Below are 23,491 nucleotides of genomic sequence, written 5' to 3' on the forward strand. Positions count from 1 at the left end.
CCGGCTCACATTCCAGAGTCGATGAAGGGGCGAACCGCACATGCACGAGCAGCAGATTCTCGAGAGCGCCATGCGGCGCGGGCTCGAGCTTGCCGCCCGTGGGCCGGCCGCTGACACGAACCCTCGCGTGGGGTGCGTCATCTTGGGCCCCGACGGCGAGATCGTCGCCGAGGGCTGGCACGAGGGCGCCGGCACGCCCCATGCAGAGGTCGCCGCCCTCGCGAAACTGCCGCGGGCCGCGCAGGACCACGGCGCCGAACTCACCGCCGTCGTGACCCTCGAACCGTGCAACCACACCGGCCGCACCGGCCCCTGCGCGCTTGCGCTGATCGAGGCGGGCATCGGCCGCGTCGTGTTCGCGCTCGCCGACCCGGGCCACGCCGAGGGTGGCGGCGCCGAACGCCTCCGCGCTGCCGGAGTCGAGGTCGTCGGCGGGCTGCTCGAGGACGAGGCCCGCGCGTTCCTCTCCGATTGGCTTGCCGCACGCGCCCCCCAGCAGCCGGTCCCACGCCCCCGAGTCATTGCGAAGTGGGCGCAGTCGCTCGACGGCCGCGCCGCGGCGGCGGACGGCTCGAGCCAGTGGATCACCGGCCCCGAGGCGCGCGCCGATGTGCACCAGCGCAGGCAATCCGCCGACGCGATCCTGGTGGGAACGGGCACCCTGCTTGCCGACGACCCGAGCCTCACCGCGCGCGGCGCGGACGGCGAGCTGCTGCCGGGCGCGCAGCCGATCCCGGTCGTCCTGGGGCACCGCGCCATTCCGGCCGGAGCGCGCATTGGCGCGCACCCCGCCGGCCCGCCGATCCTGCTGGCGGGCGACGACCTGCATGCCGACCTCGCGCTGCTCGCGAGCCGCGGAATCAGGAGCGTCTTCGTCGAGGGCGGGCCGACCGTCACGAGTGCCCTGATCGCGGCGGGCCTCGTGGACGAGCTGCTGGTCTACGTCGCCCCCGTGCTGATCGGCGGGCCGCGCACGGCCCTGGGCGACATCGGCGTACCGAGCATCGCAGGCGCCCCGCGACTCGTGATCGAACGGATCACCCGGCTCGGCGCCGACACACTCTTCCACGCACGCTTTAACCGAGAGGAATCCGATGTTCACGGGACTCATTGAAGAGGTCGGTGAGATCGTCGCGCTGACACCGGTGGGCGACTCGCTCCGCCTCACCGTCCGCGGCCCGCTCGTTACCTCCGACGCGGGGCACGGCGATTCCATCTCGGTGTCGGGTGTCTGCCTGACGGTAATCGAGCATGGCGCGGGCACCTTCGCCGCCGACGTGATGGCGCAGTCGCTCGACATGTCGACCCTGGGCGAGCTCGTTCCCGGTTCCCGGGTCAACCTCGAGCGCGCGGCGCGCATCGACACCCGCCTCGGCGGGCATATCGTGCAGGGGCACGTTGACGGCACCGCGACCCTGATCGAGACGCGGCCCGGCGACGCCTGGCGCGTGCTCCGCTTCGCGCTGCCCGCCGAGCTTGCCCCGCTGCTTGTCGACAAGGGTTCCGTGACGCTCTCGGGCGTCTCGCTCACGGTGTCGACGATTTCTGAGCCGAGCGCCGCCGAGCACTGGTTCGAGGTGTCGCTCATTCCCGAGACGCTCGAGGCGACGACCCTCGGCGGACTCGTCCCAGGCGACCGCGTCAACGTCGAGACCGACATCCTCGCCCGCCAGGTCGCCCGCATGCTGGCCTTCGCCGGCGTCCCCAGCGCCCAGGCACCCGCCTCGCCGGCCCCCGAAGCTTCCGCTACTCCCGATTCACCGTCTACCACCGAAGGAGGGCGAGCATGAGCATCGCCAGCATTGAGACCGCAGTCGCGGCGATCCGCGAGGGCCGACCCGTCATCGTCGCCGACGACGAGAGCCGCGAGAACGAGGGTGACGTCATCATCTCGGCCGAGCTCGCCACCCCCGAGTGGATCGCCTGGACGGTGAAGTACTCGTCGGGCCTGCTCTGCGCGCCCATGACGAATGAGGTCGCCGACCAGCTCGAGCTCCCCATGATGGTCGAGCGCAACGAGGACGTTCGCGGTACCGCATACACGGTGACCGTCGACGCCGCCCACGGCATCACGACGGGCATCAGCGCGGCCGACCGCACAATGACGCTGCGGGCGCTCGCGAACGCCGACGGCGTTCCCAGCGACCTGCGTCGCCCGGGCCACGTGCTTCCGCTCCGCGCCGTTGACGGCGGCGTGCGCGTGCGCGACGGGCACACCGAGGCCGCGGTCGAGCTGATGCGGCTCGCAGGCCTCCGCCCCGTCGCGGCCATCGCCGAGATCGTCGCTGACGACGGCGAGATGATGCGCCTGCCCGGGCTCATCGAGCTCGGCGAGCGCGACAACGTGCCGGTCATCACGATCGAGCAGCTCGTGCGCTACCTGAACGAATACGACCCCGACGGCGCGCCTGCCATCACGGGCCACCGCCGCATCAGCATGCGTGCCGACACGCTCGTGCCGACCACTCACGGCGAGCTGCGCATGCGCGCGTACCGCGACCGCCGCGCCGGCGTCGACCACCTCGCGCTCATCTCGGGCGAGGTCCCCCGCGAGGGCGCGCTCGTCCGCGTGCACTCCGAGTGCATCACGGGCGAGGCCTTCGGATCACTCAAGTGCGAGTGCGGCCCCCAGCTCGACGCGTCGCTCGACCGCATCGCAGCCGAGGGCGGCGTCGTGATCTACCTGCGCGGGCACGAGGGTCGCGGCATCGGCCTGGCCAACAAGCTGCGCGCCTACCAGCTGCAGGAGCAGGGCGTCGACACCCTGGACGCCAACCTGCAGCTCGGCCTCCCGGCGGACGCGCGCGACTACACTGCGGCGGCCGAGATCCTCGGAGACCTGGGGGCCGACCACATCCGGCTGCTCACGAACAACCCGGACAAGGTGAGCCAGCTCGAGTCGCACGGCGTGACCGTGACCGAGCGGGTGCAGCTGTACGTCGGCGTCACCGACCAGAACACCGGGTATCTCGAGACCAAGCGCGACCGAATGGGCCACGTACTCCCCACCGATGTGCAGGTCGCGACACTGGAGGAGCAGGAATGAGCGGCGCGGGCGCCCCGGACCTCTCGGTCGATGGCAGCGGCCTGCGGGTCGCAATCATCGCCGGCAGCTGGCACCAGGAGATCATCGACGGCATGATCGCTGGCGCCGAGCAGACGCTGCTCGATTCCGGCGCCGAACAGGTGCTGTTCCGCGTGGGCGGCGCCTTCGAGCTGCCCCTCGCGGCACAGGCGGCGCTTCGCGCCGGATATGACGCGGCGGTCTGCCTCGGCGTCATCGTGCGCGGCGGGACCCCCCACTTCGAGTACGTGTCGTCCGCGGTCACCGAGGGCCTCACCAGGGTCGCGCTCGACGAGAGCAAGCCGGTGGGGTTCGGCATCTTGACCGTCGACACCGAGCAGCAAGCATTCGATCGCTCGGGCCTGCCCGGCTCGAAGGAGTCGAAGGGCCAGGAGGCCGCCGAGGCCGCCCTGCAGGTCGCGGTGCTCGCACGCACTATCCGCGCTTCTTGAGTCGGGACACCGTTTGAGCCAGCACACCAAACCGCCCCGGAAGACTCGGAAGTCGCGCGGGCGGACCCCGTCGCAGGGCCCCCGCGCGAGCTTCCGCGAACTGCTCCCCTACCTGTTTGAGCAGCGGCGCCTCCTCGGGGTGATCATTGCGTTGAGCCTCGCGGGCGCGCTCGCCTCGCTCGGCCAGCCACTCTTGGTGGGCGCCGTCATCGGGCGCGTCCAGGAGTCGGTCCCGCTCGGCGCGCTCGTCTGGATCCTGCTCGCCCTCGTGCTCGTCAGCGGCGTACTCAACGGATTCCAGCACTACCTGCTGCAGCGGATGGGCGAGGGAGTCGTCCGCAACTCGCGGCGCCAGCTCGTCGCGCGGATCCTGCGCCTGCCCATCCCCGAGTTCGACCGCCGCCGCACGGGCGACCTCGTCTCGCGCGTCGGGAGCGACACCACGATGCTGCGCGCGGTACTCACCCAGGGGCTCGTCGAGGCGCTCGGCGGCGCGCTGCTGTTCGTGGGCGCACTCATCGGCATGCTCGTGATCGACCCGATCCTGTTCGCCATCACGTTCGGCGTGCTGCTGGTCGCGCTGCTCGCGGTCGTCGGCCTCTCCAGCAGGATCCGCCCGGCCGTCGCTCAGTCCCAGGAGAAGGTGGGCGACCTCGCCGCCTCGGTGGACCGGGCGATCTCGTCGATCCGCACCATCCGCGCGGCGGGCGCCACCGAGCGCGAGACCGCCTCGATCTCGCGCGAGGTCGAAGAGGCCTACGGTTTCGGCCTGGTCGTCGCCCGCATCTCGGCCCTGATCGTGCCGATCTCGTTCATCGCGATGCAGGCGTCGTTCCTCTCGGTGCTCGGCCTCGGCGGCTTCCGCGTCGCCACGGGAGCGATCACGATCGCGCAGCTCGTCACCTTCATCATCTTCCTGTTCATGATGGTCGTCCCGCTCGGCCAGGCGTTCGGCGCTATCTCCGCGGTCAACCAGGCGCTCGGCGCGCTCGGCAGGATCCGCGAAATCACCGAGCTCCCGGACGAGTCGGCAGCCGACGAGGCGCTGGCGGCCGCGACGCCCCAGGGCCGCATCGTGCCGCTGGCGGACGCTTCGGAGCATGCGACCGGCTCGGCCGAAGCGGCCCCGCCCGCCGTCGCGTTCCGCGACGTGCACTTCACCTACCGCTCGGCCGCGCCCACCCGCGTGGTCACGCCGCTGACCGGCCGAAACTCGCGCGCCGCCCAGCGCGACGCCGAGGCGGCGCCCGTCCCGATCGTCGAGACCCAGGTGCTGCACGGGGTCAGCTTCGAGGTGCCGCGCGGCCAGCGCGTCGCTCTCGTCGGGCCATCGGGCGCCGGGAAGTCGACCATCCTGGGGCTCGTCGAGCGCTTCTACGACCCCGATTCCGGCGCCATCGAGTTGCACGGCGTCGACCTGCGCGCGCTCGACCGCGGCGAGCTCCGCGCCCAGTTCGGGTATGTCGAGCAGGACGCCCCGGTGCTCGCCGGGACGCTGCGCGACAACCTCCGGCTGGCATCGCCGAACGCCTCCGACGCCGAGTGCGAGCGGGTGCTGCGCGCCGTCAACCTCGACGCGGTCCTCGATCGCGCCGGGTCGACCGGCCTCGATACCCAGGTCGGCGAGCACGGCATCATGCTGTCGGGCGGGGAAAAGCAGCGCCTCGCGATCGCCCGCGCGCTGTTGACGGCCCCGCCGATCCTGCTGCTCGACGAGTCGACCGCCAGCCTCGACGGCGTGAACGAGCGCCTGATGCGCGACGCGCTCGACTCGGTCGCGACGGGGCGCACGCTGCTCGTAATCGCGCACCGGCTGTCGACGGTCGTCGACTCCGACCGCATCATCGTGCTCGAAGAGGGCCGCGTCATCGGCCAGGGCACGCACGACGAGCTCGTCGAGACAGTGCCGCTCTACCGCGAACTCGCCCAGCACCAGCTGCTGGTCGCCGCGGACGAGGCTCCGCCCTCCGAATAAGCCCACCCATCTACTGAACGCAATGTGCAGCTTCCCGCGCGTCCAAGCCGCACATTGTGTTCAGTAGATCACGCGCGAGCGGGCAGTCAGCCCCGGGCCATCGTCCAGCCGAAGGACGGCTCGATCACCGGGCGGAACACCTTCGCGACGAGTCCGCTCGACAGCGCCGCGGTCAGCGCGAGCGCGCATACGATGAGCGCGAGCACTCCGGGTACGCCGAACGAGCCGAACCAGTCGATCAGCCCGCTCTCGCGCGCGAAGTAGATGATCGGCGCGTGCAGCAGGTAGACGTAGAGCGTACGCGCGCCCCAGACGGTCAGCTTGCCCTCGCGGCGCGGGACGACGATCAACACGGCGAAGGTCAGGATCGCCGCGACCGCGAGCAGGCCGAATCGGATCGCTGACCCCTCAAGCAGCACCCGCCAGACCGGGCCGTCGAGCAGCTGGGCGTACGAGTCACGCCAGACGATCCAGTGGTCGATGCGCCACACGTTGCGCATGTTGGGGAACGCCACGAACACGGCGGCCGCCGCCGCGAGGGCGGCCCAGGCGCCGGCCTTGAGCGCCGCGGTCGGGCGGTGGAACCACTCGCCGTCGAGCCAGCCCCGATCCTTGGCGAGCCACCCAGCGACGAAGAACGGGAGGAAGACGAGGGTTCGAGAGACGGAGAACGCCGTACCGATCTCGGGGGTGAACCCGGCGAGCAGAGCGAGCACGATCGAGAAGATGAGCGGGTGCCGCAGGCGGGCAATATAGGGCAGCAGGATCCGCATGGTGACGAGGGTGACCAAGAACCAGAGCGTCCAGGCGGGCACCACGAGGAAGTTCTGGGAGATCGCGGTCGCGCCGGCGAGCGCGCGAATGCCGACCCAGATGAGCTCGAATAGCAACCAGGTGCCTACGAGCCGCACCGTGCCGGCGACGACTTTGGGGGACGTGTCCGGCTTCGAGAAGACGCCCGAGAGCACGATCATGCCGGGCATGTGGAACAGGTAGATCCAGGCGTAGAGGCCGTACGCGAAGCCGCTGTCGGTGCGGATGGTCGAGATCGAATGGCCGACGACGACGAGCAGGATCAGCACCAGGCGGGCGTGGTCCCAGAGCGCAACGCGGGGGGCACGCGGCTTGGCCGTGGTGGGGGCGGAGGCGGCTTCAGTCACCCGCCCAGCCTAGACGGCGGACGCCTCGGCTATGCGCCGCCGAGGAGGTCGGCACCTATCAGCGCGCCCGTAGTCGCAAGCAGCACCCGCATAGACTCCGCCGATTCCATCCGATCTCCGACCACGGGCGATGCCAGCCCGTCTTCGATCGACAGGATCGCGCGCGCGGTATCCGCGACCGAGAGGAGCGGCCGGAACACACCCGCCGCGATCCCGTCCTCGAGCAGCTCGGCGAAGAGCTCAAGTTGCTCGCGTTCGAAGACCGCACCCGAACGTGAGATGTCGGGCTCGCGGCTCTCGAGCGCGGAGAGCTCCTCAAGCAGGACGGTCGCCGCGTACGAGCTTGTGCCCGCCTCGGGGACGCCGAGTCGCAGGCACGCGACGAGTCGCTCGATGGGGCCATGGGCCTGCTCGACCAGCTGGCGCCGCTTCACAATGTACTCCTGCGTGGCCGTCGCGTAGGTCTCTCCGTAGAGCTCGATCAAGCTGGGGTAGTAGTAGGTGACCGCTGCGGGGGTGACCCCGGCGGCCTCAGCAATGTCGGTCAGCCGGGCCCCGGCTGCGCCGTTCTCGACAAGCAGCCGCGACGCGACACGCACCAACTCCTGTCGCCGCGCTTCCTGATTCTTCGGACGGGCCATCCCTCAATTCTGGCATGCGCGGGCCGGGGCGCGGCAGGTCACACCCCGTTCATTTGACTTTTATTAATTAATTAATCATTATTTAGCTAACCAACGAAGGGAAGGCCATGCGCCGATCTGTCGGTGTTGCGCTGGTGCAACACCCCGCTTCTTCCACCCGTGGTCACGAGGAGCTCGCCGCACAGCTGCGCGAGCTCACAGTGGCTCACCCCGCCACCACACTCTGGGTCTACCCCGAGCTGCATCTCGACTCACCGAAGCCGCACCCGCCGATCGAGAACCTGGCGCGCGATCTCGACGAGGACCCGGCGCTTCTCGCCCTGGGCGCCCTCGCGCAAGAGCTCGGAATCTGGCTAGTGCCCGGGACCGTCTACGAACGCGCCGCGGACGGCCGCGTGTACAACACCGCGCTCGTGTATTCTCCCGACGGCGAGCGCGTCGCGAGCTACCGCAAGATCTTCCCGTGGCGCCCCGATGAGACCTCGTCCGTGGGGACGAGCTTCGAGGTCGTCGATCTGCCGGGCATCGGCAAGATCGGGCTCTCCATCTGCTACGACATTTGGTTCCCCGAGCACACCCGGCACCTCGCCTGGGGCGGCGCCGAACTCGTGCTCAACCTCGTCCAGACGGCCACGAGCGATCGCGAGCAGGAGCTGGCGATTGTGCGCGGCAATGCCGTCATGAACCAGGTCTGGATCGCCTCACTGAACGCCGCTGCACCTACCGGGCGCGGGCGCTCGCTCGTGGTCGACCCGAACGGTGCCGTGCGCGCGTCCTCCCCCGACGCCAGCGCGGAGGTGCTCACCGCGGTCGTCGATCTCGGTCAAGTAGCCGAGGTGCGGGAGTTCGGCACGGCCGGCGTCTCGCGCCCATGGTCCCAGTTCCGCGAGGGCGACCCCACCATTCCCCTGCCGCTCTACGGCGGGAGCATCACCCCATCCACTTGGGAGCCTGGATTCCCCCAAGCTTCCACACCCGAGTCAACGGAGACCCGAGCATGACCTCAACCCTCACCGCGGCAGCCGCCCGGCCCACCACCCTGCTCCCCCGCCTCGGCCTTCTTGGGGTCGTATTCTTCGGCCTCGCCTATATGGCGCCGGGAATCGTGACCTCCACCTTCGGCGTTGTCTCGGAGGCCAGCCACGGCGCCGCCCCCACCGCGTACCTGATCGCGACCGTCGCCATGCTGCTCACAGCAATCTCTTATGCCGTCCTGGCCCGCGAGTACCCGACCGCCGGCTCGGCCTACACTTACGTCGGCAAGCTGCTCGGCCGCACCGCCGGATTCTTTGCCGGCTGGGTGATCCTGTTGGACTACCTCTTCCTGCCGATGGTCGCGTGGCTCATCCAGTCCATCTACCTGAACGCCCAGTTTCCAAACATCCCCATCTGGGTCTGGCTGCTCATCAACATCGGCGCCACCACCGCTGTCAATCTGCTCGGCATCGCGCTCGCCGACCGGGTCAACACCTGGCTCACCATCGTGGCGATGGCCTCGGTGGCCGCAGTAGCCATCGCCATGATCCTGTTCCTGGGCCGCGAGGGCGGCGGGACGCCGAGCTCGGCTTTCTGGAACGAGCAAACCTCCCTCGTCGCGGTGAGCTCGGCCGCGGCCGTCGCCGCCTACTCGTTCCTCGGCTTCGACGCGATCAGCACGCTGAGCGAGGAGACCAAGAACGCCCGCCGGAACATCCCGCGCGGCATCATCCTCGCCGTGCTCATCGGCGGCGCGATCTTTGTGGCGGTCTCGTTCCTCATGCAGATGGTGCACCCTGGCAGCGACTTCGAGAACGCCGACACGGCAGGCTTCGCCATCTCGGTGCTCGCCGGCGGCGAGACCTTCACCAACATCAACAACCTCATTGCGTTGATCGCCGGTTTCGGTTCGGGCCTCGCAATCCAGGCGACGTCGAGCCGGCTGCTCTTTGTCATGGGCCGGGACGGCGTGCTGCCTCGCTCGATCTTCGGGCGACTGAGCGATACCTTCCGGGTGCCGTGGGTCAACATCCTGATCATCGCCGGCATCGGCCTGATCGGCTCCCTGCTCGATATCCAGCGCGCGACCGCGCTCATCAACTTCGGTGCGTTCCTGGCATTCGCGCTCGTGAACGCCGCGTTCTTCACCTGGATCTGGAAGACGCGCAGGGCCGGCGCCCCGATCGCCCGCCGCGCGTTACTCAGCCTCGTACCGGCGGCAGGGTTCTTCGTCACGCTGTACCTGTTCTCCAAGCTGCACCCCGAGGCCTACGTCGTGGGACTGTGCTGGCTCGGGCTCGGCGTGATCATGCTCGCCTGGTCGACCCGCGGGTTCCGCCGACCGGTGCCCGCCCTTTCCGAGGATGTGACTGCGCCGGTCACTTAGCCTCGCGGAGCGAGCCCAAGCCCGGCGAGGCACCTGACCGTATCGGTGCGCCTCGCCGGGCTTTCGGCTGTGCTCGCTCGACAGAATGGCGCCGCGAGGCCGGTCCATGCCGCACGAAACGGGGCAGAAAAAAGAAACACCCCGCGCCATGAGGCGCGGGGTGGAAGTGGAGCCGCCTACCAGAATCGAACTGGTGACCTTCTCATTACGAGTGAGACGCTCTACCGACTGAGCTAAGGCGGCGTGGACCGGGCCGGGGCTCAGTGCACAAGAAGCAATGTTAGCACGAGAGGGGTTGCCGATTCGAATCGTGCGGCTGCGGAGTGGCCGCCAGCAGCCGGGATCCGACTAGCGACAGCGCAAGCCCTCGGCCGGCACCGTGCCCTGCAGCAGATACGTCTCGACGGCCCCGTCAACGCAGGCGTTCCCGCCGGCGTACGCAGTGTGGCCCTCGCCCTCGAACGTCACCAGCACGCCGCTCTCGAGCTGCTCGGCCAGCGCGACCGCCCAGCGGTACGGCGTGGCGGGGTCACCCGTGGTGCCGACCACCATGATGGGGGCGGCGCCGACCGCGTGAATGGGCGTTCGCTCCGTGGGCGCAGACGACGGCCAGAGCAGGCACGACGTGTCGCCGTACCCCTGGAAGCGGCCGAAGGTGGGCGCGACCTCCTTGAGTTCCGCCGCTTGCCGGTGCATGAGGTCGATGTCCCCGTTTCGGGGGTAATCGCTGCAGTTGATTGCGATGAACGCCTCGGTCGAGTTGTCGGCGTAGGTGCCGTCCGGGTTGCGCCCGTAATAGCTGTCGGCGAGCGTCAATGCGACGTTCGCGTCGCCCGCCCGCACGCTCTCGAAGAGCCGGTCCAGCGCCGGCCAGGCCTGTTGCGAGTAGAGCGGCGTAATGATCGCGGTGAGCATGGTGCTCGCGTCGACCATGCGCCCGTCGTCGCCGGCGATCGGGGCAAGCTCCAGCGCGTCGAGCTGCGCCCCGATCTTCGCCATCGCGTCGTCCACCGTTCCGGTGAAGGGGCACTCGCTTCGGGTCAGACAGTCGGCGAGGTAGGCGCGCGCCGCGGCTTCGAACCCGAGCGTCTGCTCGCGCACCACCTCGAACTCGGAGGCGGTGGGGTCGAGGGCGCCGTCCAACACGAGCCGGCCCACGCGGTCGGGGAACTCCTCGGCATATCGCGCACCGATCGCGGTACCGTACGAGAAGCCGAGGTAGTTCAGCTGGTCGTCTCCCACGATCGCGCGGAGCAGGTCGAGGTCCTGCACGGTCGAGCCCGTATCGACGTTGCCGAGCAGTGGCCCCGTGTTCGCCAGGCAGGCGAGACCGAGGGCGGCGCCGCTCTGGATCGCCTCATTCAGCCACGGGTCGGAGCCGACCTCAAGCGTGGTGTCGCCGAGCCCGAACAGCAGCTCGTCCATTTCGGCGTCATCGAGGCAGTTCACGGGGCTGGAACGGCCGACACCCCGCGGGTCCCAGCCGATCACGTCGAACTGCTCTTGCAGCGGCTCGCCGATGACATAGTCGATGCTGTCGGCCACGAAGTCCGCGCCGGAGGCGCCGGGGCCCCCGGGGTTCGTGAACAGCGTGCCGATCGGGGTGCCCCCGGTTGCCGGGTGCTTCACCAACTGCAGTTCAATGGTCGGGCCCGACAGGTTGTCCCAATCGAGCGGAGCCGTGGCGATCGCGCACTGCATGCCGTCGGCGCAGGCGGTCCAGTCCAGCGTTTGCGAGCGAAAGCTCTCGAGGGTGCCGTCAACGCTGGGCGCCTCGGTCTCCGGGTAGGCCCCCGGCAGGCCCGCGCCTCCCGGCGGAAGCAGCAGCGAGCAGCCCGTCGCCGCGAACAGCACGGCGCCCAGCACCGCGGCAACGCGCGTGCCCGCGTTGACCCTGTGCCGGCTCATGCGATGCCCTCCCGCGCACTGCGCACGGCGCCCGAGATCTGGGTGGCGAAGAGCGCCTCCAGCACAAACTGTGGCGTCACGTTGCGCGCTATCCGCTCGCGCGCGTGCTCGATGGCGGAGATCACGTCGAGTGTGAGCGCGACGGGCACCCGCTCGGCACGCTCGGCGACGCGGCCCGCAACCTCGGCGTTCACGAGGGGCTGACCCGCGTCCAGGCTGGTCAGCAACACGTCCCGATGCAGCGAGAGCAGATCGGTCAGGATCCGGTCGATGCCGTCGCGGAGCTGGCGCGTTGCTCGACGCTTCTGTAGTTCCTCGAGTTGGCGCACCTGCGAGCGCAGGGCGGCAGGGACCGCAGCTCCCGGGGCCACCCCGAGTCCGCGCAACACTTCCTCGCGCTCGCGGGTGTCGACCTGTTCGGCGAGGGCCGCTGCGTCGTCCGCGGCAACCTTCGCGAGCGTGGCCGCAGCGCGCATGGCGTCCGAGAGTGTGACAATGTCGAGCGCGATCTCGATGGTGCGCTCGCGCCGCGCCATCGCCTCGGTGTCGGTCGCGAGCCTGCGCGCCATCCCGATGTGGCTCTGCGCAAGGCGCGCGGCGCGCTCCGCAAGCTCAACGGGCACCCCGTCGCGCTCGTGCAAGAGACCGGCGATCTGCTCGGGAGCGGGCGTGACCAGCCGCACCGAGCGCACGCGCGACCGAATGGTCGGCAACAGGTCGGCCTCGCTGGGGGCGCACAAGATCCAGATCGTGCGCTCGGGCGGCTCTTCGAGGGCCTTAAGCAAGACGTTCGAGGTGCGCTCGGGCATGCGATCCGCGTCCTCGATGACGATCACGCGGTGCCGCCCCTGCGAGGGCGAGTAGTGCGCCGATTGCACGATGCCGCGCACCTCGTCGATGCCGATCTGCACCTTCTGGCTGGTGACAACGCCGAGGTCGGGATGGGTGCGCGCAACCACCTGGCCATACACCTGTTCCCGCAGATCCGGGCGCTGGGCGATGAGCGCCGCCGCGAAGCGGAACGCGAGGTTCGAGCGCCCCGACCCCGGCGGGCCCGTGATCAGCCAGGCGTGCGAAAGGTCACTCGCGCCGCCGACTGAAGAGGCGTGTTCGAGCGCGCGAACTGCATCCGCCTGCCCCACGATTTCGGCCCAGAATTCCATGGGGCCAGACTACCGGGCACAGCCGACACGGCGGGTGTGAGCGGGCACGGCGTCCGGACGCTACTCGTCCAGCCCGGATCCTGCTGGGAGGTCGACAAAATCGAGGCCGCCGCACCGCAGCTCGGCCGCCCCCGCGCTGAGCTCGGCGGCGAGCGCGGCCACCTCGGGCACCCGCGTGTCGGGAACGAGCAGCCGCAGCGTGACGGCATCGTCGTATTCCGCGCTGGCAAGCGCATAGCCGCGGCGACGCGCCTCCGCCTCGAACTGCGGCGCGACCTCATATCCCGCGCGCACCCACACCTCGCGACGTGGCGCGCGCACCACACGCTCGGCCTGCGCGGTGGCCTCGGCAACGGCTCCGCGGTACGCACGGGTCAGCCCGCCTGCTCCCAGCAGGATCCCGCCGAAGTACCGCGTGACCACCGCGACGACATCGCTCAGCCCCGCTGAGACGAGCGCGTCGAGCATGGGGGCGCCAGCGGTTCCGCTCGGCTCGCCGTCGTCGTTCGAGCGCTTCGTGCGCTGGTCGGGCTCGAGGACGAAGGCGCTGCAGTGGTGCCGCGCCCGCGGGTGGGCGGCTCGGACGGCGGCGATCTCGGCGCGCGCCTCCGCCTCGTCGCCGACGCGAACGAGGCGCGTCAGGAAGCGGGACCTGGAAATCTCGAGCTCCGTCTCGACGGGCTGGCCGATCGTCTCGTACGGGGAGGGCATGCGCCCATTCTGCCCGGTCTCGCGGCCGAAGCATCCACGCGCAGGCGATAGCATTCGAGCATGGCCGGTGTACGAGTAGACAGTTGGGTGTGGGCGGTGCGGCTCACCAAGACGCGCAGCGCCGCGACCACGGCCTGCCGCGCGGGCCACGTGCGCGTAAACGACATGACCGCGAAGGCTGCCCAGCACGTCGCGGTCGGAGACATCGTGAAGGTCCGCCTGCACGGCTTCGACAAGATCTACGAGGTCACTGGCCTCGCCACCCGCCGCGGCAGCGCCGTCGAGGCCGCGAAGCATTTTGCGGACCACACCCCGCCGCCGCTTCCGAAGGAAGAGCGGGCGATCCTGCCGATCCGCGACCGCGGGGCCGGGCGGCCCTCGAAGCGCGAACGCCGCGACCTCGACAAGCTGCGCGGGCACGACTCCTCCGAGGCGTAGCGCCCGCTTCTGACGAGGTATTGCAGGCAGGATCCTGCCCCTCGTCGCGCGCCTCGCAGGGAGGCTCCCTGCCCCGCGTACGCTCCCCCTGCTGCACCCCGCCTGATGCACCCCGCCTGCCATCTCGTGAACGCAATATGTCGCTTCGCGTGAGGTGAAGCAGCGTTTTGCGTTCACGAGATGGCAGCGGGCGGGCTGGGGCGGGGCGGGCAACACAGCCACGGGCGCCAAAGGGCCCGGCCGCCAAAGCGAACCGGGCCCTCAGCGAGCGACTACTCGCTCAGTGCACGGCGCCGCCGCGCGACGAGCACGGCGCCGCCGGCGACGAGCAAGAGCAGCGCGATACCGCCGAGCACGAGCAGCTGATCCGAGCCCGTGGCGGGCATCGGGTCGGCGGCGGCCACATCGATCGTGGCGTCGTCGACGGTCACGCTCTCCGGGGTCAGCTCCGTAGGCGAGGCGACCTCGACCACGTTCGTCACCGACGGGAAGGCTGCCTGCTGCACGTTGACGATGAGCGTCAGGTCGACGCTTTCGCCGACCGCCAGCCCGCCGATCGTCCAGGTCACGGTCTTGCCGTTCACCTGCACCCCGGCGTCCGGCGACGACTGGAACGTCAGCCCGGCAGGCAGCACGTCGGTCACCGTGATCGGCCCCGGATCCTCCGTCGGCCCCTCGTTCGAGACCGTGATTCGGTACGCGCCGGTCTTCCCGACCTGGAACGTTCCCACCGCGGTCTTCTCAACAACGAGCGTCGCCAGCGGCGGCACCGTTACCGGGTCTTCGGCGTGGTTGTTCGCGGGGTCGCGATCCTGCTCCACGACCGTGACATCGGCCGTGTTGACCACGGTCGAGTACGCCTCGGTGAGCACCGTCGTCGTGAGCGTCAGCGCGGGCGCTGCCTCTCCGGCGACGAGCACCCCGCTGTAGCTGGCAACCACCCGGGTGCCGGCGGCGGCATTGTCCGGGTCGACCGGGTCGACCGATACCAACGTCCAGTCCTCGCCCACGTCGTCGCCGGGGGCACTCGCGACCTCAAGCCCGAAGGGCACCAGGTCGGTGACCATCACGCCGCTCGCAACCGAGGGGCCGCCATTCGTCACCTGCAGGGCAAAGGGCAGGGCATCGCCGATGCGCACCGCATCGGAGTCGTGCGACTTCGCGATCGACACGTCAACCTCGCGGCCCACCGTTAGGTCGGCCGTGTCGGTGTCGTTGTCCACGTTCGCCTCGGGAGTACCTGAGGCGACCGTCGCGGTGTTCGTCAGCACGCTGCCGTCGGCGACGGCCTGGTCCACGAGCACGTCGAAGTCGATCGCGGGGGCGGTGACACCGTCAGCAATGCCCGTCCCCGCGGGAACCCGCGTGAACACGACTTGCTGCGTGCCAGTGACCTCGTCGATTTCGTCCACCACCGCGCTCCACGATTCGGAGGACCCGCTCGTGAGCCCGACGAAGCTGATACCCGCCGGCAGGGTGTCAGTGACGGTGAGGGGCGCGATCGCGTCGCTCGGGCCGTCGTTGGTCACCGTCAGGCGGTAGCGCGACTGCTCGCCCGCCACTGCGGCGCCCGTCTCATCTCCCTCGGCGTCGATCGCGGTCTTGAGCAGCACGAGGTCGGCGAGCGTCGTTACCGTGATGTCGGCGTCGTCCGATCCCTCGTGGTCGCCGCGGCTATCGACCCACTCGAGCTCGGCGAGGTTCGTCAGCTCGGTGCCGGTCACCACGTTCGAAGCGATGTGCCCGACGACCGTGATGGTGCTTGCGCTATCGACACCGACCGGGTGTGCCGGGTACGCACAGCTGGCGGGGGCCGTGTCCGACGCGTCCGTGCAGGTCCAGCCGGCGCTGCCGCTGATCGACACGAAGCTCACTCCGGCGGGCAGCAGGTCCGTCACCGACGCGTCGGCGACCGAGGGGCCGTCGTTCTGCACAGCAATCGTGTAGCTGACATCGGTGCCGGCAACCCAGGGGCCCGCGGCAACGTCCTTCGTGATGACCATGTCGGCCTGCGTCACAATGTCGACCGGATCCGTGTCCGAGTTGTTGCCGGGGTCGGTGTCGTTCGGTCCGTCGACGGTCGCGGTGTTCAGCACGCCGGCTTGCTCACCGACGGTCGCCGCAATGTTCGCGGTGAACGAGATCACGATGGTCTCGCTCGGCGCGAGCGCGACGTCGCTGGTGAGGTTCGCCCAGGTGAGGGTCTGGCCCTCGACCGCCGGGTCAACCGCCGCGGCGGTGCCGCCCGCGACTGACACCATGGCGGATCCTGCCGCGTAGCTGAATCCGGCGGGCAACACGTCATCGACCGAGATAGGCGCGTCCGAGATACTCGGTCCATGGTTCGTGACGACGAGCTGGTAACTCACGGACTCGCCGGCGATCGCCGCCACCCCCAAAGCTGGGGCGGTGTGCGACTTTTCGATCGACAGATCCGCATCGCGCGTCGCGCTCGTGCTGTCGTCGTCGCGCGGAGTGTTGGTCGAGTTCTCGGCCGAGGCCTCCGCCCAGTTCACGAGCGCCACGGCCGGGTCCATCGCAGGATCCGTCGCGAACGTCACGACGAAGGAGGTCGCGTGCACCGCGCCCACCTGCTGGGTGCCGCCGAGCGCAAAGGTCTCCCAGGCGCCGGGGCCCGCAGCACGGGTCCAGGTACCCGTCCCGCTCGCGTGGGTCTTGTACGTGAGCCCGGCGGGGACCTCGTCGACCACCCTCACTACACGCGCGTCGGCCGGGCCGTTGTTGACCACGGTGATGCGATAGCTGATGTCCGCACCCGGCTCGAAGCTCGGTACCGGATCAAGGCTGGCGGCAGCCACCCAGGAGCCGCCCTCGAACACCACGCGCGTCTTGTCGATCGCGAGCGTCGTGCTGTCGCCCGGGGTGACGGTGACGTCGTCGGTGTTGTTGTCGGGTTCGGGATCAGGCGTCTCCCCGGGGGTGATCTCCGCGGAGTTCACGATGTTGCCGCCGGTCCAGCCAGCGTCAATTGTGCCCGAGAGCGTCACATTCGGCGCCGCACCAACGGCGAGCTGCGTGCCCGTGTAAGTCCAGGTCACAGTGTCGCCTGCCGTGACCGGGAACCCTCCAGCTGCCGAGGTCGTCGCGGCCCAGTGGGTCGTTGACGGGTCGGCCACACCGCTGATTCCCGCGGGAATCGTGTCGGTGATCGTGATCGGCGCGGCGTCCGTGTGCACCGAGACCGAGGGGCCGTGATTCACCGGCGCGAGCTGCCACGTGATGGCCGCGCCCGCGGTCGGATCCTGCGTGGTGACGGTCTTGTCGATTTCCAGATCCGCCGAGGTAGTCGTCGAAATCCGGGCCTCGTCGGTGTTGTTATTCGGGTTCGGGTCGACCGTCCGACCGGGAACCACCGTCGCCGAGTTCACGATGTCGGTCACCGCAGCCTGGTTGTCGGCCACCTCTACCTCGACCTCGATCACGGGGAATGAGTCCGTGCTCGCGAGCGACTCTGCGGCGTCGGTACGCGCACACTCGAAGGTGGTCACTCCGTCGGTGCCGCGCACCGGCAGCTCGCATGTCCAGCCTTCGCCGGCCGCCTCGGTCACGGTGATGCCCGCGGGCAGCGCCCCCGTGGTGTCGGTCACCGTGATGGGCCCCGCCGCCGTGTCTGGTCCAGCGTTCGACACGAGGATCGACCAACCGATGGCCGTCTCTCCCGCGACGAGGGGATCGGCGGCACCCGTCTTTTCGATCGTGAGATCCGCCTCGCCCAGGAAGGCGTCCGCCGAGCTGTTCGCACCGGTGAAGCCCCCAGTCGCGTTGCTCGTCGCCCCAGTGCCGTCGGTGGTCACTGCGCGCAGCGTGTTGGTGTGCGCGTTCACGTCAATCCCGGTGCCCGCGTCGCTGGCGGCGGCGTCGGACGGCGTCGCGGTGAACGTGATCACGACGGTGCGCTGGGCGAGGGTCGCGCCTCCCGCGGCACCCGGCAGGATCGGGGTCGCAGGACTGGCCGAGCCGAGGTTCCAGGTCAGCGTGGCCTTGCCGCTCTCGGCGCCAACGACGGGGTTCACGAGCGCTACCGCGGCGGCGCCGCCGACGCTGATCCGGGCAGAGTCCGCGTCGAACGACCAGTTCTTCGGCAGCACGTCGGTCACGTCGAGCGTCTGCGCGGCACCCTGGCCCGAGTTCACGAGCTTCAGCGTCCAGCCGAAGGACTCATTGACGTAGGCGAGCGAGCCGTCGGAGACGGTCTTTGTCAGGTCGACCTTCGGGAACAGCGGCGTCACCTGGGCGGTGTCGCTGATGCCGGCCGGCGTGTACACGCGGCCGCCCGTGCCGAACGACTCGAATCGAGTCACGCGCGCGGTGTTGGTGAGGCCGGCAGCGGTGAGCGCCTCCGACTCGGCAAACGTCGCCGAGTAGGTGAAGTTCAGCGACTTCGGCGTGCCCGTGCCGCTCTGCTGATGCAGCGGACCTGCGAGCGTCCAGGTGATCGTGCCGCCACCGTTCGCTCCAGCGCCGCTGAGCACGCCGCCGCTCGCAGTCAGCGAGGACTCGGTGACGATCACCCCCACCGGCACCGTGTCGGTCACGGTGACGTTGTGCGCGGGAGTATTCCCCGTGTTGGTTACGGCCACCGTGTACTCAAACCCGTCCTGCGGGCTCTTCTGCACCGCGTCCTGGCCGTCGACCTTCTTGACGATCGCGAGGACGGGGTTCAGGATGTCGACGCGTGCGTTGTCGGAAACGCTTCCCGCCTGAGAGCTCGGGTTGGTCGTCTCGGTCCAGCCGAACTTCGCGGTGTTGGTGAGCGCGTTCACTCCCGCGGCCACCGTGTTCTTGAGCAGCACGTCGTACGTCAGCGTGAGCGTGCGCTCGACCGGGCTCGACGCGATGTCCCCGTTGTTTGGCTGGTAGGTCCACGAGTGCACCTGCCCGCTCTTCGCATGGGTCCAGCTCGACGGGTCACCCGCGGGCGAACTACTGCCCGACGGGCCACTGATCGTCGCTTCGACCAGTTCGACGCCCGCTGGGAGCGTGTCCTCGAGCTTCGCGTTGTAGTAGGTGATGCCCGGGCGCAGCGTCACATCAACCTTGTACTGGACCGTCTGTCCGATCGGCGCAGACACGGAAGTCGAGTTGTAGTTCGTGTCGCCGGCGACCCGCACGCCCTTGGCGATGGCGGCGGTATCGGCACGGACCGTCTCCGTGTCGCTCGCAACGCGGTCACCGCGGCGCGTAGCCGCGTCGGTGAGGGTGTCGGGCAGCGTGTATCCGGTCACCTTCGCGGAGTTCAGATACGCCGAGCCGCCGCCCGTGGTGGGCTCAATCGTCGCGACGTAGCTGAGGTTCACGGTGGCGGGCACCCGCTTCAGCTGTGTGAAGGCGGTGTGGCTCCAGGTGATGGTGCCGCCGAGACCCGCTTGCAGGTCCGCGGCGCTGCTGAAGGTTGCTCCCACGAGCGCCGGCTGATCGGTGTCCACCACGAGTCCTGCAGGGACGGTGTCTACGACGGTGTTGTCGTAGCTGACCGGGCGGCTGCCGGAATTGGTAACTGCCAACGTGTACGTCACCGCATCGCCCGCGTGGAGGCCCGAGGTCTTGTTCGCGGTCTTCGCGATGGCGAGGCCCGGCTCGATATAGACCACGTCGGCCGTATCACTAAGCCGCGGGTTCGGGAGGTTGTCGACGTCTTTCGAGTCGAAGTTCGCCGTGTTTTGCAGACCCTTGTTGTGGGGAATGTTCGGTCGTCCCGTCGCGTGACTCGCGTCGATGTCGTCGACCCAGACCTTGAGTCGCACCGTGAACGTCTCAGGCGTCGCCCCGACGGTGTAGAACTCGGGGAAGGCGAGACTGCCGGTGCTGCTGTCGAAGGCAAAATTCGCAGGTACGGTGCCCGAGGCAACCCCCGGGGCCGCGTGCAGCGTCGCCGAGGCCACGTGATAGGCCACTGTGTTTGCGGGGGTCGCACCGGTAATGGTGCCCGACCCTGTGCCGAGGAGCTTGCCGGTGTCGGCGAGCACCCCCGAGCGCACGGTCGTGAGCGCCGGCAGCGTGACCGAGACGTCGTACGTGGCGTATTCGCCCTGCACGATCCGCGTCGCGCCGTTGTTCGGGTCGGTGACCGCGGTGCCGCTCGGGGCAATCTCGGTCGAGACCAGGCTCTTGTCCATGGTCGCGTTCGGAACTCGCACACTCGACGGATCGGTGGCCAGGTCGGCGCCGGAGGAGAACTCGCCAGCGACCAGGTCGCGGGAGAAGACCGGCGCGGACGACCCGGACCCGCCGCCATTCGCGACGGTGCCTTGTCCGGCACCCGGCTGCACGACGATCGTGGAGTTCGCGCCGACCGCATTGCCGCGGACGTCAAACTGCGCCACCGACGCGGTGTTCAGGTACCGCTGGTCAAGCAGTGCCGCTGCGCCGCCGCCGTCTGCCGTCTGTGATCCGTCAGGGATCACGACCGTGTATTTCAGCGTAAAGCCGCGCTCGACGCCAGGCACAGCCGGTGCGGGCAGCTTCTCTGCGATGGGCAGCGTCGATCCCGGGACGGCCGCGGCGAGCGTCCACACCACGATGGTCCGGTTCGTGTAGGCGGCGTTGATGCCGTTCTTGATCTCGGCGGGCAGGTCAGCCCAGTCGTACGCGCGCGCGGTGAACGCGCTGGTGGACGTCGCCGTCACCCCGTCCCAGATTTCCGCCTGCGCATCGATCGCGTGCGTCGCGGGCACGAAGCCCGCGAGGTCACGGGCGCGAATACCCTTGGGCAGCGCGTCATATAGCGCGTAGTTCTCGGTCTGCACCGACGGCGCCGTGACGTCGAGACGGAAGCGCACCTCGTCGCCCTGAACCACCTGACCGACATCGTTGTTGCTGTTGAAGCCTGCGCTTGCGGCCGGGGCATTGATCGAGTCAATGCCCTTCATCAGGCGAACGCCGGTGTCGAGCTGCACGGCGGCCTGGTCGCGGAGGAAAAAGACCTCCCCTGCGTCATTGCGCTGCTGGTACTTCGCGAGGTTCTCGGGCAGATCGACCTGGCCGAAGGCCGCCACATCGACGATCTTCGTCTTGATGAAGACGTCGAGGGTGGCGCTCCGCGGGAAGAATCGATCCGTCGTGTTGCCCGCGACGCAATCGGTGCTGCCGAGGTTCCAGGTGAAGATCTCGTCAGTGATGGTGGGGTTCGGCACGAACTCGTCCAGCCATGCCGCCCGGCCCACAGGTTGGCAGGCGCCGACCGAGAACTGGTTGCTCACCCGGTACGCGATGTTGTCGAAGCGACCGCCGGTCTGCGCGGGGTCGAACTCGGTGCCCACCGGCAGAAAATCAGTCAAGCGTGCGTCGCGCACGTCGGCGCCGGCGGGCGGGGTGAGCGTAATCTTCCACCAAACCTCATCGCCCGCGGCGAAGGGCGCGAGGGGCTGATCGGTCTCCCACTGCGCATTCGGAACGTTCACGATCTCGGCCGCGCTCGGCACGCCCGCAGACCGGGGCAGCACCCGCTTGTCCAGTTTGCTCAGACTCGCTTTCAGCGAGGCCCCGGAATCGTCCCAGGCGCGCCAAGTGCCGTCGGCTTCGGCCCCGCCGCTGGAAGTCACACCGTTCAGCGCGGGGATCGAGGTCGTCGTCATCTCGAGGTCGACCGTGTTCCTGACGGTGTCGCCTGACGAGGTGGCCCCGGGACGGCTGTCATCCTGCGCGTAGAGCGCGTTCTGCGATGCCGTGTAGGTGACCACGTGGCCGGCGCCGTTCGCCGCAGCGATCGGCGCGATGCTCAGATCAAGCGCGAAGTGCCCCGTCGCCGGGTCGAACGCGATGCCGGACAGGGTCGCGCCACTGAGTTCCGCCCCTGCGCGGCCCTCAGCAGACCAGCAGTCGTCGGCGATTTGCCCGAGCGCTTCATTCCACTCCTGCGGCGTCATATCGTCGGGCCGTGGGGTCGCGTTCGGGTCGCCAATGACCAATCGGGGTACCCCGGCGATGCTGCTCGCGCCCGGGGTGATCGGGACGTTTGCGGGGAAGACCGGGCAAATGCCGTCGCCCATGTCGTCGGTGACACGGTTGGGCAGAATCTGGGCACTGCCTCCCGTTCCGAGTTCCGCGCTCGCGTACTCGCTCGTCGCGATGTTCAGCGTGTAGACAGCGAGCTCGCCCTGGGTAAAGGACGCCTCTTTGACGCTTTTCAGCACGCGCACGTCGACGGCATCGACCGTGTGCGCGGCGATGTCCCCCGAGCTCGGGTCGGTGCCCTCGGCCAGAGGACCCGCGTAGGTGCCAGAGACACCCGCGACGTTCGTCAGCGCCTGCGCGTTGCCGTTGTCGTCCAGCCCCGGGTCGGTCTGCACTGAGCCGTGACGCGTCGAAGCGCCGCGGTTGTTGTCCAAATTCGCGGCTTGCTCGCCCGAGGCGTTCGGCTCGTACCCGAAGTCGAGCGTGTTCTCAAACAGGGGAACGCCCGCGCGGTAGCGAATCTCGAGCACGCCGGGAACGCCGGCGGTCGCGGAGTATCCCTGTGCGATGGGGGCCTTCACGTCGCGCGCGTCGCCCGCGGCGAGCAGCGACTGGAGGTCCCAGACGACCTTCGTGTAGACCTTGCCCGCATCGAGCTTGTACGTCGCCACCTCTTCGGGGGTTGGGACGACGGTCTCGACCGACTTCTCAACGGTGCCCGCGTTCGGCGCGGATCCTGCCGGGGCCGGAGTACCCTCGAGCCCGCCCGAGCCGGGGTATTCCTGGTCGTCGGGCTGGGTGCCGTTTGCTGGCCCCCGGGTGTTGTCCATGCCCCCCATGCCCAGGTACTCAAGGCCGGCAGGGAGGAAGTCAACGACCTCGGTGCCCGAGATGTTGCCCTCGCCCGTGTGATGCACGCGCAGCGTGTACGTGGTGCTGTTCAGGTGCACGCCGCGCAGGAGCTCATTCTCCGGGCTCGGCTCGCTCTTCTCGAGGCGCAGCGCCTCGACCCTGATGTTCAGGGTGTCGCTGCCCGTGGCCGACGTGTGGGCGCCGGTGCCCGTGCCGGTGCTGCCGGGGAAGTTGGGGACGTAGCGTTCGGCGTTGCTTGAGAACACGGCGGCCTGAATGTTCAGCTGGTCGGTCCCGACGGGGAAGCTCGTTGCGCGGGGGCGCAACGTCAGCGTTCCAACGTTCGACGCGTCTTCGGGCAGGTCCGACACATTCTGGAAGACGAGATACTGCGCGTCGTCGGGGACCTTGCAGGATGCCCCGACGGGCAGCAGGCCTACCTCTGCGCAGGCGAGGCCCCGGTTCGGCAGGGTCTCCCCCGGGCCGAATGTCAGGTAGGGACCGAAGGCCCCGCCCGTGCTTCGAATGGTCACGTTTGTGGGCAGCAGGATCGCCGCGCTGAGGTTGTACTGCTCGCCCGCCGAGGCGCCACCGCTCGTCATCGTCACGTTGACGGTGACGTCTTCACCAGCCAGGTAGGGCGCACTCTGCTGCGTAACCGTCACCTCAGACGCGGGCGATGCGGCCGACGCCATCTGCACGCCGACCCCGGCCACGAGCGCGCCCGCTCCCAGAGCGAAGGCGAGCGTTCCCGCCACCCAGGACCGAACCCGGACACGGCGAACGTCATTCGAATTGTTGCGCGACATGAAAATGCAATCCCCCGATTGACATTGAAATCTGCGGGCAGA

At 69.2% G+C, this 23,491-nt stretch carries 14 protein-coding genes and 1 tRNA gene; 8 read left to right on the forward strand and 7 right to left on the reverse strand.

All coding sequences use genetic code 11. The annotated features are described in order from the left end of the window. Nucleotides 1-40 precede the first annotated feature (40 nt). From ribD to KOE53_RS13280, 5 genes are read left to right on the forward strand one after another with little or no spacing between them, the layout of a single operon-like run. Nucleotides 41-1,114 carry a bifunctional diaminohydroxyphosphoribosylaminopyrimidine deaminase/5-amino-6-(5-phosphoribosylamino)uracil reductase RibD gene (gene ribD, locus KOE53_RS13260; RefSeq protein ID WP_188058812.1) on the forward strand — a complete coding sequence of 358 codons (1,074 nt, stop codon included), beginning with the start codon at nucleotides 41-43 and terminating at the stop codon, nucleotides 1,112-1,114. Next, entirely contained in the window at nucleotides 1,095-1,790 is a 696-nt protein-coding gene (locus tag KOE53_RS13265) for a riboflavin synthase (RefSeq protein ID WP_188058813.1), read from the forward strand. The genes ribD and KOE53_RS13265 overlap by 20 nt, the downstream gene beginning before the upstream one ends. Continuing rightward, a complete protein-coding gene (ribA, locus tag KOE53_RS13270) occupies nucleotides 1,787-3,046 on the forward strand; it encodes a GTP cyclohydrolase II (protein ID WP_188058814.1) in 1,260 nt (419 codons plus the stop codon). Before KOE53_RS13265 ends, ribA begins: the two co-directional genes overlap by 4 nt. Beyond that, nucleotides 3,043-3,516: a 6,7-dimethyl-8-ribityllumazine synthase gene (gene ribH / locus KOE53_RS13275; protein WP_188046056.1), complete on the forward strand. Its 474-nt coding sequence runs from the start codon at nucleotides 3,043-3,045 to the stop codon at nucleotides 3,514-3,516. The genes ribA and ribH overlap by 4 nt, the downstream gene beginning before the upstream one ends. 13 nt (nucleotides 3,517-3,529) lie before the next feature. Further along, entirely contained in the window at nucleotides 3,530-5,491 is a 1,962-nt protein-coding gene (locus KOE53_RS13280; RefSeq protein ID WP_188058815.1) for an ABC transporter ATP-binding protein, read from the forward strand. Nucleotides 5,492-5,577: 86 nt separating this feature from the next. On the opposite strand, the gene KOE53_RS13285 is transcribed toward KOE53_RS13280, so the two are convergent. Both KOE53_RS13285 and KOE53_RS13290 read right to left on the reverse strand, forming a co-directional pair. Continuing rightward, nucleotides 5,578-6,651 (reverse strand): acyltransferase family protein, encoded by a 1,074-nt coding sequence (locus KOE53_RS13285; RefSeq protein WP_188058816.1) that lies wholly within the window; start codon nucleotides 6,649-6,651, stop codon nucleotides 5,578-5,580. 29 nt (nucleotides 6,652-6,680) lie between these two features. Further along, nucleotides 6,681-7,292, reverse strand: a complete 612-nt coding sequence (locus tag KOE53_RS13290) for a TetR/AcrR family transcriptional regulator (protein ID WP_188058817.1) — start codon at nucleotides 7,290-7,292, stop codon at nucleotides 6,681-6,683. 107 nt (nucleotides 7,293-7,399) lie between these two features. Here KOE53_RS13290 and KOE53_RS13295 point away from each other — a divergent pair, with 107 nt between their 5' ends. Beyond that, entirely contained in the window at nucleotides 7,400-8,293 is an 894-nt protein-coding gene (locus tag KOE53_RS13295; protein ID WP_188058818.1) for a carbon-nitrogen hydrolase family protein, read from the forward strand. Continuing rightward, nucleotides 8,290-9,654: an APC family permease gene (locus KOE53_RS13300; RefSeq protein ID WP_188058819.1), complete on the forward strand. Its 1,365-nt coding sequence runs from the start codon at nucleotides 8,290-8,292 to the stop codon at nucleotides 9,652-9,654. Before KOE53_RS13295 ends, KOE53_RS13300 begins: the two co-directional genes overlap by 4 nt. A 167-nt stretch (nucleotides 9,655-9,821) precedes the next feature. Here the strand turns inward: KOE53_RS13300 and KOE53_RS13305 are convergent. From KOE53_RS13305 to KOE53_RS13320, 4 genes are all read right to left on the reverse strand, one after another. Further along, nucleotides 9,822-9,897, reverse strand: a tRNA-Thr gene (locus tag KOE53_RS13305). Between the two features lie 105 nt (nucleotides 9,898-10,002). After that, nucleotides 10,003-11,562: an alpha/beta hydrolase gene (locus KOE53_RS13310; protein ID WP_188058820.1), complete on the reverse strand. Its 1,560-nt coding sequence runs from the start codon at nucleotides 11,560-11,562 to the stop codon at nucleotides 10,003-10,005. Further along, complete coding sequence (locus KOE53_RS13315) at nucleotides 11,559-12,725, reverse strand: DNA polymerase III subunit delta' (RefSeq protein WP_188058821.1); 1,167 nt, start codon at nucleotides 12,723-12,725, stop codon at nucleotides 11,559-11,561. Before KOE53_RS13315 ends, KOE53_RS13310 begins: the two co-directional genes overlap by 4 nt. Nucleotides 12,726-12,785: 60 nt before the next feature. Beyond that, nucleotides 12,786-13,436 carry an IMPACT family protein gene (locus tag KOE53_RS13320; RefSeq protein WP_188058822.1) on the reverse strand — a complete coding sequence of 217 codons (651 nt, stop codon included), beginning with the start codon at nucleotides 13,434-13,436 and terminating at the stop codon, nucleotides 12,786-12,788. Nucleotides 13,437-13,496: 60 nt separating this feature from the next. Here KOE53_RS13320 and KOE53_RS13325 point away from each other — a divergent pair, with 60 nt between their 5' ends. Continuing rightward, nucleotides 13,497-13,874, forward strand: a complete 378-nt coding sequence (locus tag KOE53_RS13325; protein WP_188046064.1) for an RNA-binding S4 domain-containing protein — start codon at nucleotides 13,497-13,499, stop codon at nucleotides 13,872-13,874. 272 nt (nucleotides 13,875-14,146) lie between these two features. Here the strand turns inward: KOE53_RS13325 and KOE53_RS13330 are convergent, their stop codons facing one another. Next, nucleotides 14,147-23,449: a DUF11 domain-containing protein gene (locus KOE53_RS13330; protein ID WP_188058823.1), complete on the reverse strand. Its 9,303-nt coding sequence runs from the start codon at nucleotides 23,447-23,449 to the stop codon at nucleotides 14,147-14,149. Nucleotides 23,450-23,491: the final 42 nt, after the last annotated feature.

The sequence above is a fragment of the Leucobacter sp. CX87 genome (genome assembly GCF_018682295.1).
GTDB lineage: Bacteria > Actinomycetota > Actinomycetes > Actinomycetales > Microbacteriaceae > Cx-87.

Bases quoted from the DNA above. Each gene is read 5' to 3' on its own strand.
- KOE53_RS13300 (WP_188058819.1), top strand. From the start codon at position 8,290: ATGACCTCAACCCTCACCGCGGCAGCCGCCCGGCCCACCACCCTGCTC.
- KOE53_RS13325 (WP_188046064.1), top strand. From the start codon at position 13,497: ATGGCCGGTGTACGAGTAGACAGTTGGGTGTGGGCGGTGCGGCTCACC.
- KOE53_RS13315 (WP_188058821.1), bottom strand. From the start codon at position 12,725: ATGGAATTCTGGGCCGAAATCGTGGGGCAGGCGGATGCAGTTCGCGCG.
- KOE53_RS13310 (WP_188058820.1), bottom strand. From the start codon at position 11,562: ATGAGCCGGCACAGGGTCAACGCGGGCACGCGCGTTGCCGCGGTGCTG.
- ribA (WP_188058814.1), top strand. From the start codon at position 1,787: ATGAGCATCGCCAGCATTGAGACCGCAGTCGCGGCGATCCGCGAGGGC.
- KOE53_RS13265 (WP_188058813.1), top strand. From the start codon at position 1,095: ATGTTCACGGGACTCATTGAAGAGGTCGGTGAGATCGTCGCGCTGACA.
- KOE53_RS13295 (WP_188058818.1), top strand. From the start codon at position 7,400: ATGCGCCGATCTGTCGGTGTTGCGCTGGTGCAACACCCCGCTTCTTCC.
- ribD (WP_188058812.1), top strand. From the start codon at position 41: ATGCACGAGCAGCAGATTCTCGAGAGCGCCATGCGGCGCGGGCTCGAG.
- KOE53_RS13290 (WP_188058817.1), bottom strand. From the start codon at position 7,292: ATGGCCCGTCCGAAGAATCAGGAAGCGCGGCGACAGGAGTTGGTGCGT.
- KOE53_RS13320 (WP_188058822.1), bottom strand. From the start codon at position 13,436: ATGCCCTCCCCGTACGAGACGATCGGCCAGCCCGTCGAGACGGAGCTC.
- KOE53_RS13330 (WP_188058823.1), bottom strand. From the start codon at position 23,449: ATGTCGCGCAACAATTCGAATGACGTTCGCCGTGTCCGGGTTCGGTCC.
- ribH (WP_188046056.1), top strand. From the start codon at position 3,043: ATGAGCGGCGCGGGCGCCCCGGACCTCTCGGTCGATGGCAGCGGCCTG.